Here is an 18,849-nt window from a genome sequence, read left to right as displayed (position 1 = left end):
TGCATCATTTTTATATTCATTTTATTATTAACTTTAGAATCAAAACATATCATTTATGGAAAATATGCCTAAAAAAGTCAGAAGCCGAAAACTAAATACCAAAGTTGATTTAACCGCTATGGTTAGTATTTCTTTTTTACTGATTATATTTTTTATGGTTGCAGCTGAATTAAGGAAACCAAAAATAATGGATTTAGGTTTGCCTGATTATGATGCAGATATATCCAGATTTGGTTGTGGTGCCGGTTTACCAAATCGCACTTTAACTGTTTTACTTGATGATAAAAATAAAATTATATCCTATTTTGGTCTGCTAGGTTTTTCTCATGAACCACCAAAAAAAATAAACTATGGCAAAGAAGGTATTCGAAAAGAGTTAGTAACTAAAACTAAACAAATTCAGGAATACACTGGAGACTACAGAAAAAGCATCATAGTAATCATAAAGCCCAGTAAAAAATCTAATTACGGAAACTTAGTAGATATTTTGGATGAAATGGCAATAACGAAAATTGATACTTATGTAATCGTAAATGATTACACTCCGGAAGAAACAAAACTATTAGCATCCAACTAAATTCTTAAAAATATGGAAATTAATAGAAAAGTCAGAAGCAAAAAACTAAATACAAGAGTTGATTTAACAGCAATGGTCAGCGTTTCATTTTTACTAATTGTATTCTTTATGGTTACAACTGAATTGGCCAAACCGAAAATTATGGACTTAGATTTTCCTGATCACGGATGTTGTGACTGTCGACCTTATAGGGATCATGGAGAAAATAGATCTCTAACTATTTTATTAGGTGAAAATAACAAGCTAATATATTTTGTAGGTCTTTTAGATAACCCAATAAAGAAGCCTCAAAAAATTGCATATGGAAAAGAAGGAATACGTAAAGAGTTATTAATTAGAAATAAATTTCTATTAGACCATTCTGCAAAAGCAGGTAAATTAGGAAGAGGAATCACAGTAATAATAAAACCCAGCAAAAAATCTAATTACGGGAATCTGGTTGATATCCTTGACGAAATGAATATTACCGGAATAAATAATTATTCGATTATTGATGATTTTATGCCAAAAGAAACTGAATTATTAGCTGCTAATTAATTAATTTATTTATTCTAAAAAAAATTATCTAAAATTAAAACAATAAAAAAGTCCTACACTGCGTAGGACTTTCTATTTAATGAAATATTCTTTTATTTCTTTATAAACTTCATACTCGAACTTCCTTTATCTGATTTAACTTTTATAAAGTAATTCCCCGTTCTAAGCTTAGAAACATCAATATTAGAAACTGATTTTGCATTTGGAACAGCAATTACCAATTGCCCCAAAATATCGTAAATCTCTAATGATTGTAGTTCTATATCCTGTTTAGCATTAATATTCAAAACATCATTTACAGGATTTGGATATAAGGAAAAGTAATTAGAAAATTCAAAATCAGGATTACTTAAAGTCGTTTGAAATTTTGATGTGGCTTTATTGGTCAGTATCGGGAAATTATAATCAAAATAAATATTAGCCTCGTTAGCAAATGTATCTCCAACTTTTAACGTTGGCTTAGTTTTGATTTTAAAAGCAACATAACCGTCATTATTAGCATCATCAAAAGGAAGATTGATGTTTTCGAATATAAATTCTACTTTATTACCTTCTGAAATTTTAGTTACAAAAGAATGGTTTGAACTGGTTGGAATTAAACTTGAAATATCAAATTTTGATAAATCAATCATATCTTTTACGACGATATTTTGTGCAGCATACGTTCCTGTATTCTCAAAGCGGATCATGTAATGTACATACTCACCTATTAAACTTGGCGTAATAACCGAACCTTCTAAACAGGTTTTGTCATTTGGATCGTAAGAACCAACTACTGTTTGGTTCAAAGTAAATGTATTGTCATTTGGGGTTTCGTCCGTTTCTTGTGAGGCAATCGTTGTTTTTAATTTTAAAATATCCCCATTATTCGCAGCTGGATTATCAGTTGGTTTATTCACTTTTAATGTAAATATAATTTCTCTGAGTTCAAATGGTTTTAAATCACTAAAATTCCATGATAAATTACTTAATGTTTGAGTTGTAATTACTGAAGTGGAAGAAATAAAATCTAAAAGGTCATCATTAAAATTTACATTTATATTTCCTGATTCAGTTGTATTTCCTTTATTTTTATAGACAATTTTATACTTCGATTCAAACCCTGGTCTTGCTGGATGTAGTGGAATTAAAGTAACTTCTAAATCTGAATGAATACCATTGGGAGTAAAACAAAAATCTTGAATAAAGGGGCTGGTTTGTGTTGGAAATGTAACTGAAGCATTTGTTGGGGAAACTAAAAAATAGCTAGGATTTTCTAAAACAGGAGTTATAATATAAGTATTTTCCTTTAAAGGAATACTCAATGATCCCGTACCGTCAGAAACTACACTTCCTGTATTATTAACTTCTTTAATATCATATTTCATGTTGCGATAAACATTATCGAGTAAATCACATCCATTTTTATCACTATCAATCTTAGCAATACATTTAATTTCATAACTTGTTCCACCCGGCTTAAAACTACAATAGGAATTAATTTCAACAGAAGACAAAGGCAATTCACTACCCTGAACTCTAGATTTGAAAAAATCATATTGATCATTTTCAACACAAATGTATTTTAAATTAGGATTAAGGTGAAAAAAAATATCTGGTGATTTCCATTCATAGCCATTTTTTACTATTAAACTAGTCAAATTGTTGCTCCAACAATGTAATAATGTTAAGTATTTCTTGTCCGATACATCTAAAACTCCACTTAATTTATTACGAGAACAACTAAGTTTTTTAAGTTTAGTACAGCTAGATAAATCTAAACTAGTAATTTCATTATAGGAACAATTCAATTCTTCCAGATTATTTAATCCTGATAACTCAAGTTTTGATATGTAATAAGGTGTAGTTTGATATACATCTGAACCACAATTTAATACCTTTAACGATGGTAGGTTTTTCAACGACAGATTCTTTAATATAGTTCCTTTAATTAAAAAATTTTCCAATTTATTCAAGCCTGCTACGGATAAGCTTTTCAGACCGGTTCCATCTAATATAAAATCTTTTAGATTAATGCATGGTGATAAATCCAAAGCAGATTTAATTCCTAGGCTACAATTCAAATATTCTAAGTTTGTTAAACCTGTAAGGTCAATGGAATCAAAATTAGTTCTTTGACAGCTTAGTTTCTTAAGATTTTTCAATCCTGCAACATTTAAACTCTCCATGTAGTTCTCATCACAATTCAACTCTTGAAGATTTTCTAATTGCGTAACATCAAGATACCTAACATTACAATCCCTACAATTTAAATAGGTTAAATTCGTAAAAGCTTCAATACCATTCATTCTACCATATGTAAAAAAAACTTCTCCTTTATACAAATCATCGATATTGAGTTGATAAACATTTAGTGCCTCGGTAACCTGTATCTCTCCATCACCATTTATATCAACCTTGATATTTTTTCCATTTTTATCTTTTGCTATACTTGAATTTGTAGATGTTTTATATACCAATATATCCTTAAACTCCTGACTATAACTAAAAAAAACATTTTGAGCATTTCCATTAAAACACATTAATAATATCAAAACCAAAAAGTAAATTTTCTTCATATATATAAATTTTCACACAAAAGTAACTTTTCAAAACAATAACACAACTTTATTTGTTAAAAAAAGAAATTATAAAAACAAAAAAAGTCCCACATCACTGTGGGACCTTCTATTTATAAAAATCTAAGAATTATTTTTTCTCAGTTTTTTCCATTTTAGCTTTCAATGCAGCTAATACATCATTGTTATCTCCTAAAGTTGCAGCTGGTGCATTTGTAGTAGAGTTAGATGAAGTATTTTCAGTTGCAGCTTTCACATTTTTCTCTTCTTCTTCACGGAAGATAGCAGTGTGAGAAGCAACTACTCTTTTGAATTCTTTATTGAATTCGATTACTTTGAAATCAGCAGTATCACCTTTTTTCAATTTCTTTCCGTCTTCTTTTTCAAGGTGACGAGTAGGAATGAAAGCAACGATATCATCTCCGAATTCTACAGTAGCTCCTTTGTCAACGATTTCAGAAATCTCACCATTGTGGATAGTTCCTACAGCGAAAGAATCTTCGTATTGATCCCAAGGATTAGCAGTAGTTTGTTTGTGACCTAAAGATAATTTACGTCCGTCAACATCTAATTCTAATACAACTACATCCAATTTCTCACCAACATTTACAAATTCAGATGGGTGTTTGATTTTCTTAGTCCAAGATAAGTCAGAGATGTAAATTAATCCATCAATTCCTTCTTCTAATTCTACGAAAATACCAAAGTTTGTAAAGTTTCTAACGATACCTGTATGTTTAGAACCTACTGGGTATTTAGAAGTAATGTCAGTCCATGGATCCTGAGTCAATTGTTTGATACCTAATGACATCTTACGATCATCTCTGTCTAAAGTTAAGATAACTGCCTCAACAACATCTCCAACTTTCACGAAGTCCTGAGCAGAACGTAAGTGAGTAGACCATGACATTTCAGAAACGTGGATTAAACCTTCAACACCTTCAGCAACTTCGATAAATGCACCGTAATCAGCGATTACAACTACTTTACCTTTTACTTTATCACCAATAGTTAAATTAGCATCTAAAGCATCCCATGGGTGAGCGTTTAATTGTTTCAATCCTAATTGAATTCTTGTTTTCTCATCATCGAAATCAAGGATTACAACGTTTAATTTTTGGTCTAATTCAAGAACTTCACTTGGGTGGTTGATTCTGCTCCAAGAAAGGTCAGTAATGTGAATTAATCCGTCAACACCACCTAAGTCAATAAACACACCATAAGAAGTAATGTTTTTAACAACACCTTCTAATACTTGTCCTTTTTGTAATTGACCGATGATTTCTTTTTTCTGTACTTCGATATCAGCTTCGATAAGCGCTTTATGAGATACAACAACGTTTTTGAATTCGTGGTTAATTTTTACCACTTTGAATTCCATCATTTTGTTTACATATACATCGTAGTCTCTAATTGGCTTAACGTCAATTTGAGATCCTGGTAAGAAAGCTTCAATTCCGAAAACGTCAACGATCATACCACCTTTAGTTCTGCATTTAACAAAACCGTTAACGATTTCTCCAGTTTCATTAGCTGCAATAACTCTATCCCAAGATTTGATAGTACGTGCTTTTCTGTGAGATAATACTAACTGACCTGTTTTGTCCTCACGGATATCAATTAATACTTCTACTTTGTCACCTACTTTTAAGTTTGGGTTGTAACGGAATTCATTTAAAGAAATAACACCTTCAGATTTAGCATTGATATCAACGATAACGTCTCTATCTGTAATTCTAACAACAACACCTTCAACTACTTCTTCCTGATCTGTAGCGATGAAAGTTTTTGATACTAGTTCTTCAAACTCTTGTAAGTTTTTCTCATCTACTGCGTCGATTCCTTCTTGGAAGTTATGCCAGTTAAAATTTGCTAAAAACTCTTCTTGTGATTTTAATTGTTCAGACATGCTGATAAAAAATTTGTATTCTGTTTCCCTCGAGTTTCATAAAGCAGTAGAAAAAACAGAAGTTGTTTTACATAAATAGTTGATTCCTAATGGAAACTCTTCTCTGCCAAAAGGACTGCAAAAATAATACATTTATTTGTAACAGCCAACTAAAACCCGCATGATTATCAGTTAATGGGTCAGAAGCAGACGTTTTTAGGGTTTTCAAGACCAAAAGTCCCGCTTTCGCTCTTATCTTTTATGGCGAACCCCGCCATAAAAGGATAACCGCTCTATCGGGGCTAGGTTAGAAATTTATCATTTCATAACAACAACAAACCCGACAGATTAAAAACCTGTCGGGTTTGTATAAAATTTTATTTTTCAGACTTAAGACCTAAACCAGCCAGCCACTAATTCATCCTCAAAAGAATTAGCATTTTTGTGGATAAACTCATTTGTATTTTTATCATACAAATAATCTAGTTTCCAGTTTTCATGGTTTTTAGCCAAGTCTTTGATGCTTTCACAAACAAAAGCAATTTCTTCATTCGTTGTCGTTGGGTGAATCGACATTCTGATCCATCCCGGTTTTTTGATTAAATCACCAATCGTAATTTCATCAACCAGTTTATTGGAAGTTTCCTGATCAACATGCAGTAAAAAATGCCCGTAGGTTCCTGCACAGCTGCATCCCCCTCTGGTTTGAATTCCGAATTTATCATTCAGTAATTTTACACCTAAATTAAAATGCAAATCATCTATAAAAAACGAAATAACGCCCAAACGCTCCTGATGATGTCCTGCCAGAATTTTAATATTCGAAACAGGATTCAATTCGTTAAAAACAAAATCTACAATCTCATGCTCACGTTTCAGGATGTTTTCAATTCCCATTTCTTCCTTCAGCTGAATCGCAAGCGCCGTTTTAATCACTTGTAGAAACCCTGGAGTTCCACCATCTTCACGGTCTTCAATATTATCGATATATTTATGTTCTCCCCACGGATTTGTCCAGCTAACAGTTCCTCCGCCTGGACAATCCGGAATCATATTATTGTATAATTTTTTATTAAAAATCAAAACTCCTGAAGTCCCGGGACCTCCCAAAAATTTATGTGGCGAAAAGAAAATCGCATCCAGATAGGCTTCCGGATCTTCAGGATGCATGTCAATCTGCACATATGGTCCTGAACAGGCAAAATCGACAAAACAAACCCCATTGTACTGATGCATTAATTTTGCCACTTCATGAAAAGGGGTCTTTAATCCGGTTACGTTTGAACATGCCGTAATTGAGGCAATTTTGATTGTTCTGTCTTTATATTTTTCTAATAATTCTTTTAAATTATCCAGACTAAAAAGCCCTTTTTCAGTTTCAGAACACGGAATAATTTCAACATCTGCAATCGTTTCCAGCCAAGAAGTCTGATTAGAATGGTGCTCCATATGCGAAATAAAAACAATTGGCTTTTTCTCAGCCGGAATGACGGTAAAAGCTTTCAGGTTTTCAGGAATCTTTAACCCTAAAATTCGTTGAAACTTATTGATAACACCTGTCATTCCGGTACCATCTGTAATCAAAACATCATCAGGACTGGCATTTGTATGACGCTTGATAATATGTCTGGCATGATGATATGCTTTTGTCATGGCAGTACCTGACACAGTCGTTTCTGTGTGAGTATTAGCCACAAAAGGCCCAAATTCGTTTAGAAGTTTCTCTTCAATAGGGCGATAAAGCCTTCCGCTGGCCGTCCAATCTGTATAAATAATTTGTTTTTTCCCGTATGGAGAAGTAAACTCCTGATTAATTCCAATAATATTTTTTCGAAAATTATTAAAATACGCTTCTAAAGTCATGGTATTATTTTTGCGGTACTTGGATGTACTTTTTATTTGACAGCAAATATATTGTTTTTTACCAAAATTGCAGATTTATCAATAATAAACTTCAAATCAAAATTATATCTTTAATATTTTTAATAAAATCGCCTTTTTACAAACAATTTATTAATTTACCCTACATAACTAATAGGTTAAATCGATAACTAAAAAATAATAAATGAAAAATTTATCCGTAGCAACCTTTGGTGGTGGCTGTTTTTGGTGTATTGAAGCTGTAATCCAGCGTTTAAAAGGAATTGAAACCTTAAAATCCGGTTATTCTGATGGTCAGATTAAAAATCCGGCATACAGAGAAGTCTGTACCGGCAGAACCGGACATGCAGAAGTGATACAGGTTGTTTTTAATCCTGACATAATTTCATATCATGACTTAATTACCATTTTCATGACAAGTCATGATCCCACAACTCTTAATCGTCAGGGTGCCGATCAGGGAACACAATATCGTTCTATTATTTTATATCATGATGAAACACAAAAAGCGATTGCTGAACAGGTTTTCAATGAATTAAAATCTGTTTTTCCGGACCCAATCGTAACACAGCTAAAACCTTTTCAGGTGTTTTATGAAGCCGAAGAAGATCATCAGAATTATTATAATGACAACCCGAAGCAGGTTATTGCCGAATGGTTATCGATCCTAAAGTGTACAAATTAAAAAAAATGTACGCTGATAAATTAAAAGATTGAAAAATTAAAATGAAAAATTTAAAAATACATAATCGTTTTACAACTGAATTACCGGCTGACCCTAATGAAAACAACGAAATCCGCCAAGTTTCACAAGCCGTTTTTTCTTATGTAAGCCCAACAAAACCCTCGAATCCTAAACTGATTCATGCTTCAGAAGAAGTTGCGGAATTGGTTGGAATCTCAAAAGATGAAATTCAGTCAGAACAATTTGTAACTATTTTTTCCGGTAAAGAAATTCTGCCGGAAACGAAACCTTATGCTATGTGTTATGCGGGACATCAATTTGGAAACTGGGCCGGACAATTAGGCGATGGCCGGGCGATTAATTTAACCGAAGTTGAACATAATAATCAATATTTTACTTTACAACTAAAAGGAGCAGGAAAAACACCGTATTCCAGAACAGCAGATGGTTTAGCGGTTTTACGCTCTTCAATCCGTGAATATTTATGTGCCGAAGCGATGCATTATTTAGGCGTTCCCACTACCCGATCACTTTCTTTAATACTTTCAGGCGATCAGGTACTTCGGGATATTTTGTACAACGGAAATCCTGCTTACGAAAAAGGAGCTATTGTATGCCGTGTCGCACCATCATTCATACGTTTTGGAAGTTTTGAAATGCTTACTGCCCGAAATGAACTAAAAAACCTGAAACAATTTGTAGAATATAACATCAAACATTATTTCCCTGAAATTACAGGCGAACCAAAAGAACAATATTTACAGTTTTTTAAAACCGTAGCTGATACAACCAGAGAAATGATTCTGCATTGGCAGCGTGTAGGCTTTGTTCATGGTGTGATGAACACCGATAATATGTCGATTCACGGAATAACAATTGATTACGGGCCTTATGGCTGGCTGGAAAATTACGATCCAAACTGGACACCTAATACAACCGACAGCCAAAACAGAAGATATCGTTTTGGAAACCAGCCTCAGATTGCTCAATGGAATTTATTTCAATTAGCGAATGCGCTTTATCCTTTAATCAATGAAGCCGAGCCTTTGGAAAAAATATTAGAATCATTTATAACCGATTTTGATTCCGATTATAAAAAAATGATTTTAGGAAAATTAGGCATCATTTCCCAAGCGGATAACGATGATGAATTTATAGCCTATCTGGAGTCAAATCTGCTATTATCTGAAACGGATATGACTATTTTTTATCGTAATCTGAATAAAATTAGAAAAAGTGATTCGGCAGAAAAAGCATTGCAGTCTATTGAAGATGCCTTTTACAAACCAGAAGAAATAAAAGAAACCATTAAAAACAACTGGCTATTATGGTTTACCGATTATCTGGAACACCTCAATCAGGAAAACACTTCAGATGACGAACGAATTACACTTCAAAATTCAGTCAACCCTAAATATGTATTACGAAATTATATGGCGCAATTAGCGATTGATGCTGCTAATAAAGAAGATTATTCCCTAATTACGGAATTATATGAATTACTTAAAAATCCTTATGATGAGCAGCCTGAATACGAAAAATGGTTTGCAAAACGACCAGACTGGGCGAGGTCAAAGGTAGGATGTTCTATGCTTTCGTGCAGTTCTTAGTTATTAGCAATATTATCGCAGAAATAGGGAATTAAAAAAATTAAAGAAATTTTGATGAAGTCAAAACTTAGTATAACTGAATTTAGAAACAGATTAAAAGACAATACAAAAATTGGCAGATCTGATATACAATTATCACTTGGAATATTCTCAGTCTTTTTTTTAAGTACAAAAAAATTTTATGGAACGTTTGACGATTCAACTTTTCGACTCACAATAAATTATAATTTTACTTCAGGTTTTTACATCCTAAAGGGTAAATATCAAAACATTGACAACAAACTAAAGCTAAATTATATTATTGAACCTATGAGCAGAATAGGAATTATTTGGATAAAATGTTTTCCATTTGTTGCTCTGATTGGTTTTAATTGCTTTTACTTTTTTAATTTAAAAAACGTACCAAATGAAATAAACATACTTTTTAATTCATTCATCGCGTTTATCATATTCTTTTCGCGATGGGACATGAAAAGGAAAAAGAAAAATTTGGAACAAAAATTCATTGAAATATTCGAAATAAATGAATAATAAAAACACAACTACCAACAATCGTTTTTTAAAACCCTAAATGTCAGTTTGAGCGGAGTCGAGAACCTTTAATCTTTAAAGCATTTCGACTCCGCTCAATGTGACAATTGTAATTAAAACTTTTATTTTGAAGTAATATAATCCACAATCATAGTGGCATGGATACGTGAATTTTCTATAAACCATTTATGCGTCTGCATGCCGCCGCAAACCACACCTGCCAAAAATAATCCTTCAACATTCGTTTCCATCGTTTCAGCATTATAAGTTGGTATTTTCAATTCATCTTTGGATAACTCAATGCCCATTTTTTCAAGGAAAGACAAATCAGGTTTATAGCCCGTTAATGCTAAAACAAAGTCATTATTAATCGTTATTTTACCATTTGGAGTTTCTACTTCTACTTCGTTCTCCCTGATTTCAGTAATATTCGATTCAAAATACGCTTTAATACTTCCTTCATCGATTCGGTTTTCAATATCAGGCTTTACCCAGTATTTTACTCTATTATTGATTTCGGTTTTGCGAATTACCATCGTTACATTCGCTCCTTTTCGCCAGCATTCCAAAGCGGCATCCACAGAGGAATTATTTGCTCCCACAACAAGAATATCCCTAAAAGCATATTCATGCGCTTCTTTGTAATAATGACGAACTTTAGGTAACTCTTCACCTTTTACATTCATTTCGATTGGAATATCATAAAACCCTGTTGCGATAACTAAATTTTTGGTTTCGTAAAGACTTTTATCTGTTGTGATTTTAAAAATATGATTTTCAAGTCTCTGAACTTCTGTGACCTTTTCGAATAAATTAATATTGAAATTAAAATAACGGTGAATATTTCTATAATATTCCAAAGCCTCCTGACGACCCGGTTTGGGAGCCAGACAGTTGAAAGGAATATTGCCTATTTCAAGCCTTTCCGCAGTAGAAAAAAACGTCATATACAAAGGATAATTGAAAATACTTTTTACAATTGCCCCTTTCTCGATAATCAGGTAATTCAGGTTTTTCTTTTGAGCTTCAATTGCACATGCAAGCCCGATTGGACCTCCTCCCACAATAATCAGATCGTATGGATATGTCATAAAATTGTTATTTTTGCCAGTCTTTAAAAGGATTTTTGCTTAAATAAGCATTGTAGTATCTTTCATCATTTGTAACCTCATCACCCAGCCAATCCGGTTTTTCAAAAGTTTCCGTTTCAGATTCCAATTCTACTTCTGCCATTACCAAACCTTTATTTTCTCCATAAAATTCATCCACTTCAAAAACATGTTTGCCTGATTGTATTTCAAAACGTGTTTTTTCAATCTTTCCCTTCTCACATAATTTAAGCAATTCCTGTGCTTCGTCTAACGGAATTTCATTCTCCCACTCAAAACGCGTCATTCCGCCATGCTGACCGATTCCTTTTATCGTAATGAATCCTTTTTCGCCTTTAATTCGAACGCGGACAGTTCTTTCAGGAAGCGAACTCAAATAGCCCTGAGCGATTTTGTTTTGGGCGAAAGCCTGTGCCTTAAATTTGTCTGATTTTACAAGAAACTTTCTTTCAATCTCAACCATTAGTTCTGCAAATTAAATTTTATGCAAGTTACTTAATTTAACGCTAAACTGAATTCGTTGGGTCGGATTTTGAGAATTAAAAAAAGTGATTTCATCAGGCCTTTTCTAAAAAAGCCGAATCCCAGTTTTTAGTTTTACTGTACCACAATTGTCCGTTCAAAACTTCCAATGGGCAATCAATATTATTCGTATAAAGTGCTCCGGTACCCAATCCCTGAGGCATGTTAGAATTTAGTAAAAATGTCCATTGTGCGATGGCATTTAAACCAATATTGCTTTCCAGTGCTGAGGTAATCCACCAGCCAATAGTATATTTTTCTGCTAATGTAATCCACTCCTGAGTCCCTCTGAATCCACCAACAAAACTTGGCTTCAAAATGATATATTGTGGCTTGATTGTTTGCAAAAGTGCTTCTTTTTCTTCAAATGAAAATACACCAATCAGTTCCTCATCCAAAGCAATAGGAAAAGGGGTGTTTTTACATAACCCTGCCATACTGTCAGTATTGTTTTTTTGAATAGGCTGCTCTACACTATGTAATTCAAAACCAGATAATTGATTTAATTTATCTAAAGCTTCATTTAAAGGGAAAGCACCGTTCGCATCTACCCTGATTTCTATTTGATCGGAAGTAAAATGAGTCCTGATAAAGCGTAATAACTCAAGCTCTTTTTGAAAATCTATGGCTCCGATCTTGAGTTTTATACAAGTAAAACCCTGTTGCAGTTTTTCTTTGATCTGCTCTTTCATGAAGGTTTCTTCTCCCATCCAGACCAAACCATTTATGACAATTGATTTTGAATTATTCGTGAAATCTGAAGGAAATAATAAATACGGATTTTCACTTTTCAGAGATAAAAAAGCCATTTCGATTCCGAATTGAATGGAAGGAAATTCGAGTAATTTTTCCCAAAGAACATCCTCACCTAAATCAATATTTTGGCAAGCCCAATTTAATTTGGCCTCATAATCTTCCCTGTCGTCAGCACTTAGTCCTCTTAAAATACCACACTCTCCTATTCCTTTTTTACCGTTTTCTTCCAGAATTATAAACCAGGTTTCTTTTTCGGTCATAATACCTCTGGACGTTCCAGAAGGACGTTTGAATTCGAGCATGTATTTATGGTAAGTAGCTTTCATAGGTGATGCTTTTTTAAACCATATAAGTGATTATAAGAAAATTTAAGTTAGCTTTTTGGGCAAATTTAAATAAACCTGTAATCACTTATATGGTGAAAATATTTTTAATTATATAATTTCAAGATCCTCTCAAAGTCGGATGAAGGCAATCCTGCTTTTTGAAAAAGAGCAAAATCCTGTTTAGTTTTGTCTGTCCAGCTTAAACTATCAGTAACGTTTTGGGACTGGTACTTTTTGTAAATTGCTTTTGCATCACCGTAATTATCACTAACCAAATAGGCATGCGCTAAATTTAATTTTACAAGTAATTCAGTATCATCCAGTTTTTCACCTTCTTTTAAAAACTTTATCGCTTTTGCGTATTGTTTGGTCAAAATATAACTGTAACCAATAGAACTGTAATCAAGTGCTGTGGCTTTTCCTGCGGTGATTATTGTATTTAATTTAGGAATCGCTTCGTTGTATTTTTGAAGTCTAATTAGAGTATTTGCCTGAGTACGCAAATCATTATAAACGTTTTTAGAAATAGAAGCGTCATTATAACAGGAATTTCCAAAATCCTTATAAACCTTAGTTTTCTCTATGGCAAGCAATTTTTGAAACTCGCCATAACGGTATTGCTTCATGATTTTATCTAAGATACAGACGCAAAAATCGTCAGAATTTGCCATTTTTTGTGCCATTGTAGAGGTTTTGCACAAGCTGACAATTTCGTTTTTATTATCCTGATTCCATCCACGGTTTAGTTTTGTATCAACCCAGGGCACAACTTCTAAAACTATTTTTTGTTTCAATAGCCAGTTTTTGCTTTCGAAGCCAAACCAAATTGTAGTGGTGTTTGCATTAAGGCAAGAAGATTTGTCTATTGACAAACGTTTAGCATCTTTACTTACTGGTTCTGTCTGGGCATAACAGGCATCATTTACTTTTCCGTTATCAATGTATTTTTTTGCATTTGTATCTGAGGTAAAAACTGCATAAATACATTTATCATCACCTGAAATTTTTGACATTATTAATACTGCTCCTGCAGAACCCTGGCCTATTCCGTAAGGATCAGGAATAGCTTTTAGTACAGAAACCAGACTATTTGCCATTTGCTGATTCTCATCCAAAAGTGTTATTCTGTAAACAATTTCAGTTGTACCAATAGGTAAATCTTCAGTTTTAACATTGATTCTGTCACCTGCAGACACGAGTATTTCTTTTGTAGTGGCACGCTCTTTATCCCAATATCCATCTTTTTGAGCGGAAACATTATAAAAAAAACTAATTAAAAATAAAACTAAAATTTTCTTCAAATTCATCTTTTTCAATATCAAATTCAATAACAAAAATCAATTTCAATGCCTGCAAATGTCAACAATCAATTTCAATTTCAATGCAAAAATCAATTTCAATATAAAACTGCAATACGCTTCGTTTTTGCTTGACATTTTTAACTTCGAACATTAAACCTGAAACTAAAAATTTTATCAATCCGGTTCGTTCATGATTTTTTCACGATACTTTTTGCCAATAAGCAAGATCATGTTTTTCTTGTAATCTTCAACCAGCCATTCGCGGTAATTTTTACTGCATTGACTCAAACATTTCGCATAACGTTTAATTCGGCATTCGATATCATCATCCAGCTCTTTGCCTAATGCTTTTGCTTCCTGAAGTGTTTCGGTATTATCAACGCACATTCCCGCGTGCTGTTCCAGCGATTTATCCAAAACAATCTTAGAACGTAAATTTTGCTTAATGGCTAATTTATGTTCTTCATCAACATCAAAAGTTACATCAGCAGTTTTACTGAATTTTGCACGCAACTCTGGTGGCATATTGTACTTGAAATACAATTCGATTTCGGTATCATCGCGCAAATTCTCCAAATAAAATTCGGGTGATTTAAAGATGTGCTGCCAGTTTACAGGCTCACTCCACAAACCAAAACGGGCTGCATTATTACCTAAATCGATAACTGTAAACTCATCTTTGCCTGGCAATTTACGAGACCCGCGACCAATCATCTGGTAATACAATGTCAGTGATTTTGTGGCTCTGTTAAGGATAATAGTTTCAACTGTTGGCTCATCGAAACCTGTGGTTAAGATTCCGACAGAAGTTAAAATAGCATCAGGCGTTTTTTTGAACCAGGCCAAAATATCCTTACGTTCTTCGGCACTGCTTGTATTATCAAGGTGTCTGATGTCGTAACCGGCTTCTCTAAAGGTTTCATAAACATATAACGAAGTATGAATACCGTTATTGAAAATCAGGGTTTTTTTACCCAATGAGCGCTCTGTGTATGCATGCAAAAGTTTTTCCTGCATGATAGTATTAGTATACAAATCATCAGATGATTTTACGGTATAATCTCCGTTGATCCCCACTTTTAGAGAGGTCAAACCTACATCATAGCTGTAAGTTGTAGCACGTGCCAAAAATCCTTTATCGATTAATGAACTAATAGTATCTCCCACAATAAGTTCATCATAACTCTGGTGCATTGGTAATTTTATATTCGAACTCAAAGGTGTTGCCGTTACTCCAAGAATAAAAGCGTTTTTGAATGAGTTTAATAGCTTTCTGAATGAATTGTAATGGGCTTCATCAATAATCACCAAACCAATATTATCAAGATGTAATTTCTCGTCATTAATACGGTTTTTTAAAGTTTCAACCATCGCTACAAAACATGAGTAATCATTTTGATCCGGTAGTTCTTTTACTTTACTATTGATAATTTTATTGGAAACCCCAAACCCTTTCAGCATTTTCGAAGTCTGCTTACAAAGTTCAATACGATGTGTCAGAACTACCACTTTTTTATCGTTATTAGCTAAATAACGACGAACTATTTCGGAAAAAATCACCGTTTTTCCACCACCTGTAGGAAGCTGGTATAATAAATGATGTTTTGAGGGAGCATTGTCTAAACGTTCAAAAATGGCGTCAATATCACCTTTTTGGTATGCATAAAGTTCTTTTTTTCCTTCTCTTTCTATTTCTAAAGTGTTTTGAAGCATTGTAATTTTTGGATTTTTGCAAAAGTACACCTAAAAAACAGTTATTCATTGTATTTTAACGTAAAATAAATTACGCTTTTTAATAAGATTTTTTATGGGAAGTGTTTTTATATGTCGATTTTGTCTAAAATTGTCTCAAATTCATATCTGATTTTCCACTTTTGTTGAATAGTTTCTTGTTGAATCGCTACAATTCTTGCTTTAAATTCATTTAAAATCCCGTTGGAAATCACAAAATTTACTGCCTGTTCAAAAGAATTAAGCATGCTTTTATAAAATAGCTCCTGTTTTATAAAATTTCCTGACGAATATGTTTGTGCAATTTCAATATTATAGAACATAATATCTGCAATTACAAACGGGTCAACTCCCAATAAAATAAAATGCTTGATAATTTTTTGAGCCACAGAACGGCGCATTTTTGCTTTTGGACGCCATTTTGCCCCAGGTTTTTTTACGGGGAAATATTCGTGTGAAATCTTCGTCTTGCTTTCCTGTAAAAGTTTATCTTCTTTCGGATTAAAAACAAAATCATAAAAGACTTTTACGGGACTAAATTTCTCATATAACTCAATAATTTGTTCTTCGAGCTGTTCCTTATTTAATTCTCCTAAATATTTTTTTAAATCCCGCTTACTCATACTCAAAGTTTAAGATTACAAAAGTAAATTACTTTTATTATAAATACTTCAATAATCAGCTATAATACTTAATTTTGCTGCTATAATCTCAAAAAATATATACATGCTTAAGATTTTTAAAGTTACAGCTATTTTAGAAGGAATCTCTTATTTAGTATTAATTGCTAATATGCTTATTCTTAAATCAAACAACCCCGAGCTTTATCATACAATTGTACGTCCTTTTGGAATGGGACACGGAATTTTATTTATTGGCTATATTGTATTGGCTGCTTTATTAAAAAAATCTCAGAACTGGAATTTAAAAACTTTCGGAATTATTCTTGTTGCTTCGCTTATACCGTTTGGAACTTTTTATGTTGAGAGAAAATATTTAGAAAACAATGCATAAGTTTTTGGATAAAATATTCAATTTTTTATATCCGCTTTTCAGAGATTGGGGAATGAGCCGCAGCTTTGCGTCTTACATCAGCCTTGTCTTTAATATTGCTATTATGATAGCACTGGCTTTTGCCATTTATTATATAGCGAAGTTTGTTCTGGTAACACTGACAGCCATTTTTGCTCAGCGAACCAAAACCAAATTTGACGATTATTTAATTCACAATAAGACCACAAAATATACGGCTTATTTAATTCCGTTCTTCTTTATCTACAAGGCAGTGCCAATTATTTTGGACAGATATGAGTATTGGGAATTGCTTTTTGGAAAAATAGTTGGAATTTATATCGTTTTGATCAGTTTGTGGATTATCAGAACAATTTTTAATGCATTACGTGATTATTTAAAAAACAAACCTGAATACAGCGATAAACCTATTGACAGCTTCGTTCAGGTAATTATGATTGTGCTTTGGATTTTCGGAGTTGCCATGATTATTTCGACTTTATTCGGAATCAAGAAAGGAGAACTACTAACGATTCTGGGAACACTTTCGGCTATCATTATCTTAATTTTCAGAGATACCATTTTAGGATTTGTTTCGAGCGTTCAGGTAGCAATTAACGATATGGTTCGTATTGGTGACTGGATTACAATGGATAAATTTGGTGCCGATGGAGATGTAATCGAAATTAACCTGACAACTGTAAAAGTCCGGAATTTTGATAATACCATTACCACGATTCCAACCTATGCTTTAAGTTCAGATTCTTTTCAGAACTGGCGTGGCATGCAAAAATCAGAAGGAAGACGTATAAAGAGACACGTTTTGATCAAGAGCAGCTGCGTTCGTTTTTTAAATGATGATGATTTGAATGAGATGAAAAAGGTGCAGCTGATAAGTTCTTACATTGAAACCAGACAAGCAGAAATTGAGAAGTACAATCACTTGCGCGGTATCGATAAATCTCTGGCCCTTAATGGCCGAAATATGACCAATCTGGGACTGTTTAGAAAATATATTATACAGTATTTAGTTAATTATCCGGGATTGAATAAAAATATGCATATTATCTGCCGTCAGCTACAATCTACAGAACATGGAGTTCCTTTAGAAATTTATGCCTTTTCGAGTGATAAACGCTGGGCCAATTATGAATATATTATGGCAGATATTTTTGACCATATTATGGCTTCTGTAGTATACTTTGATTTGGAAATTTTTGAATTACCTTCTGCAATTGGTCATTTGGACAGGTAAATAAGTTTCAGGTTTCAGGCTGAACATCTTTAAAAAATCTGAAACCTGAAACTATTTTTTTGCTTCTTTAAAAACATACTCCGGGTTTTTATAATTAAGAGTTCCCGGCAAAAAGCACGGAAGACTCATATAAGTTCCCATTACACCGTTTCCTAAAAACAGTTTATTTTCTTTTTTTAATAAAGCCAATGGCTCCCTTTTCCAACTACCTCCATTTGATATATAATGAAAATCCCCTCTTAAAGTATCCCCTCTAACTTCTCCCCTTACATCTCCGGAATCTTTACCATTTCTGTAATATGATCGTTCATAACGCCCGTAAAAACGTTTTTCGTTTATTTGAATAGCCAAAATTGCGCTGTCTTTATTATTTACAGCCAGATAGACAATATGATTGTATTTGTCTTTTTCTTCCTTAGAATTGCAGGACATTAAAAAAGCAAATAATAGAGAAACAGTTACAAAATTTTTCAGCATTTTCTAAGAGTTTTTTTTTACCATATAAATGATATAAGTTCATGTAACTTTAAGCAAAGTTTATATTTACTTACTTAACTTATATGGTGGGAAA

General features: G+C 33.0%; 15 protein-coding genes and 1 pseudogene. 6 read left to right on the top strand and 10 right to left on the bottom strand.

Translation table 11 applies throughout. The annotated features are described in order from the left end of the window. The first annotated feature begins 55 nt into the window (after positions 1-55). Both BXU10_RS23220 and BXU10_RS23215 read left to right on the top strand, forming a co-directional pair. Entirely contained in the window at positions 56-577 is a 522-nt protein-coding gene (locus tag BXU10_RS23220; protein WP_078229820.1) for a biopolymer transporter ExbD, read from the top strand. 12 nt (positions 578-589) lie between these two features. Further along, complete coding sequence (locus BXU10_RS23215; RefSeq protein ID WP_078229819.1) at positions 590-1,114, top strand: biopolymer transporter ExbD; 525 nt, start codon at positions 590-592, stop codon at positions 1,112-1,114. Between the two features lie 92 nt (positions 1,115-1,206). Here the strand turns inward: BXU10_RS23215 and BXU10_RS23210 are convergent, their stop codons facing one another. The 3 genes from BXU10_RS23210 to BXU10_RS23200 all read right to left on the bottom strand — a co-directional run bounded on the left by BXU10_RS23210 (position 1,207) and on the right by BXU10_RS23200 (position 7,423). Then, complete coding sequence (locus BXU10_RS23210) at positions 1,207-3,672, bottom strand: T9SS type A sorting domain-containing protein (protein WP_078229818.1); 2,466 nt, start codon at positions 3,670-3,672, stop codon at positions 1,207-1,209. A gap of 130 nt (positions 3,673-3,802) precedes the next feature. Beyond that, on the bottom strand, positions 3,803-5,581 hold the full coding sequence (gene rpsA / locus BXU10_RS23205) for a 30S ribosomal protein S1 (RefSeq protein WP_078229817.1): 1,779 nt from the start codon (positions 5,579-5,581) through the stop codon (positions 3,803-3,805). Between the two features lie 369 nt (positions 5,582-5,950). Continuing rightward, a complete protein-coding gene (locus BXU10_RS23200) occupies positions 5,951-7,423 on the bottom strand; it encodes an aminotransferase class V-fold PLP-dependent enzyme (protein ID WP_078229816.1) in 1,473 nt (490 codons plus the stop codon). A gap of 202 nt (positions 7,424-7,625) precedes the next feature. Between BXU10_RS23200 and msrA the strand changes: the two are divergent. Together msrA and BXU10_RS23190 are read left to right on the top strand one after the other, a co-directional pair. Further along, positions 7,626-8,158, top strand: a pseudogene (gene msrA / locus BXU10_RS23195) (peptide-methionine (S)-S-oxide reductase MsrA). Between the two features lie 9 nt (positions 8,159-8,167). Continuing rightward, positions 8,168-9,736, top strand: a complete 1,569-nt coding sequence (locus BXU10_RS23190; protein WP_078229815.1) for a YdiU family protein — start codon at positions 8,168-8,170, stop codon at positions 9,734-9,736. A gap of 653 nt (positions 9,737-10,389) precedes the next feature. Here BXU10_RS23190 and BXU10_RS23180 read toward each other — a convergent pair. From BXU10_RS23180 to BXU10_RS23155, 6 genes are all read right to left on the bottom strand, one after another. Continuing rightward, complete coding sequence (locus tag BXU10_RS23180) at positions 10,390-11,358, bottom strand: YpdA family putative bacillithiol disulfide reductase (RefSeq protein ID WP_078229813.1); 969 nt, start codon at positions 11,356-11,358, stop codon at positions 10,390-10,392. A gap of 7 nt (positions 11,359-11,365) precedes the next feature. Beyond that, positions 11,366-11,839 carry a CYTH domain-containing protein gene (locus BXU10_RS23175; protein WP_078229812.1) on the bottom strand — a complete coding sequence of 158 codons (474 nt, stop codon included), beginning with the start codon at positions 11,837-11,839 and terminating at the stop codon, positions 11,366-11,368. A gap of 94 nt (positions 11,840-11,933) precedes the next feature. Beyond that, complete coding sequence (locus BXU10_RS23170; RefSeq protein WP_078229811.1) at positions 11,934-12,980, bottom strand: o-succinylbenzoate synthase; 1,047 nt, start codon at positions 12,978-12,980, stop codon at positions 11,934-11,936. A 104-nt stretch (positions 12,981-13,084) separates the two neighbouring features. After that, positions 13,085-14,287, bottom strand: coding sequence for a M48 family metallopeptidase (locus tag BXU10_RS23165; protein ID WP_078229810.1), 1,203 nt, complete (start codon positions 14,285-14,287; stop codon positions 13,085-13,087). Positions 14,288-14,455: 168 nt separating this feature from the next. Continuing rightward, a complete protein-coding gene (locus BXU10_RS23160) occupies positions 14,456-15,994 on the bottom strand; it encodes a DEAD/DEAH box helicase (protein WP_078229809.1) in 1,539 nt (512 codons plus the stop codon). 107 nt (positions 15,995-16,101) lie between these two features. Beyond that, on the bottom strand, positions 16,102-16,635 hold the full coding sequence (locus BXU10_RS23155; protein WP_031455367.1) for a DUF6155 family protein: 534 nt from the start codon (positions 16,633-16,635) through the stop codon (positions 16,102-16,104). Between the two features lie 103 nt (positions 16,636-16,738). Here BXU10_RS23155 and BXU10_RS23150 point away from each other — a divergent pair, with 103 nt between their 5' ends. Continuing rightward, on the top strand, positions 16,739-17,026 hold the full coding sequence (locus BXU10_RS23150; RefSeq protein ID WP_078229808.1) for a DUF3817 domain-containing protein: 288 nt from the start codon (positions 16,739-16,741) through the stop codon (positions 17,024-17,026). Continuing rightward, entirely contained in the window at positions 17,019-18,278 is a 1,260-nt protein-coding gene (locus BXU10_RS23145; RefSeq protein ID WP_031455365.1) for a mechanosensitive ion channel family protein, read from the top strand. Before BXU10_RS23150 ends, BXU10_RS23145 begins: the two co-directional genes overlap by 8 nt. 51 nt (positions 18,279-18,329) lie before the next feature. Here BXU10_RS23145 and BXU10_RS23140 read toward each other — a convergent pair whose 3' ends face one another. After that, the gene (locus BXU10_RS23140; RefSeq protein ID WP_078229807.1) at positions 18,330-18,755 is read right to left on the bottom strand and encodes a hypothetical protein; all 426 of its coding nucleotides are present in this window, start codon (positions 18,753-18,755) and stop codon (positions 18,330-18,332) included. Positions 18,756-18,849: the final 94 nt, after the last annotated feature.

Source organism: Flavobacterium sp. LM4, from assembly GCF_002017935.1.
In the GTDB taxonomy this organism is placed as follows: Bacteria; Bacteroidota; Bacteroidia; order Flavobacteriales; family Flavobacteriaceae; genus Flavobacterium; species Flavobacterium chungangense.
This window is presented reverse-complemented; position numbering and strand designations above follow the sequence as displayed.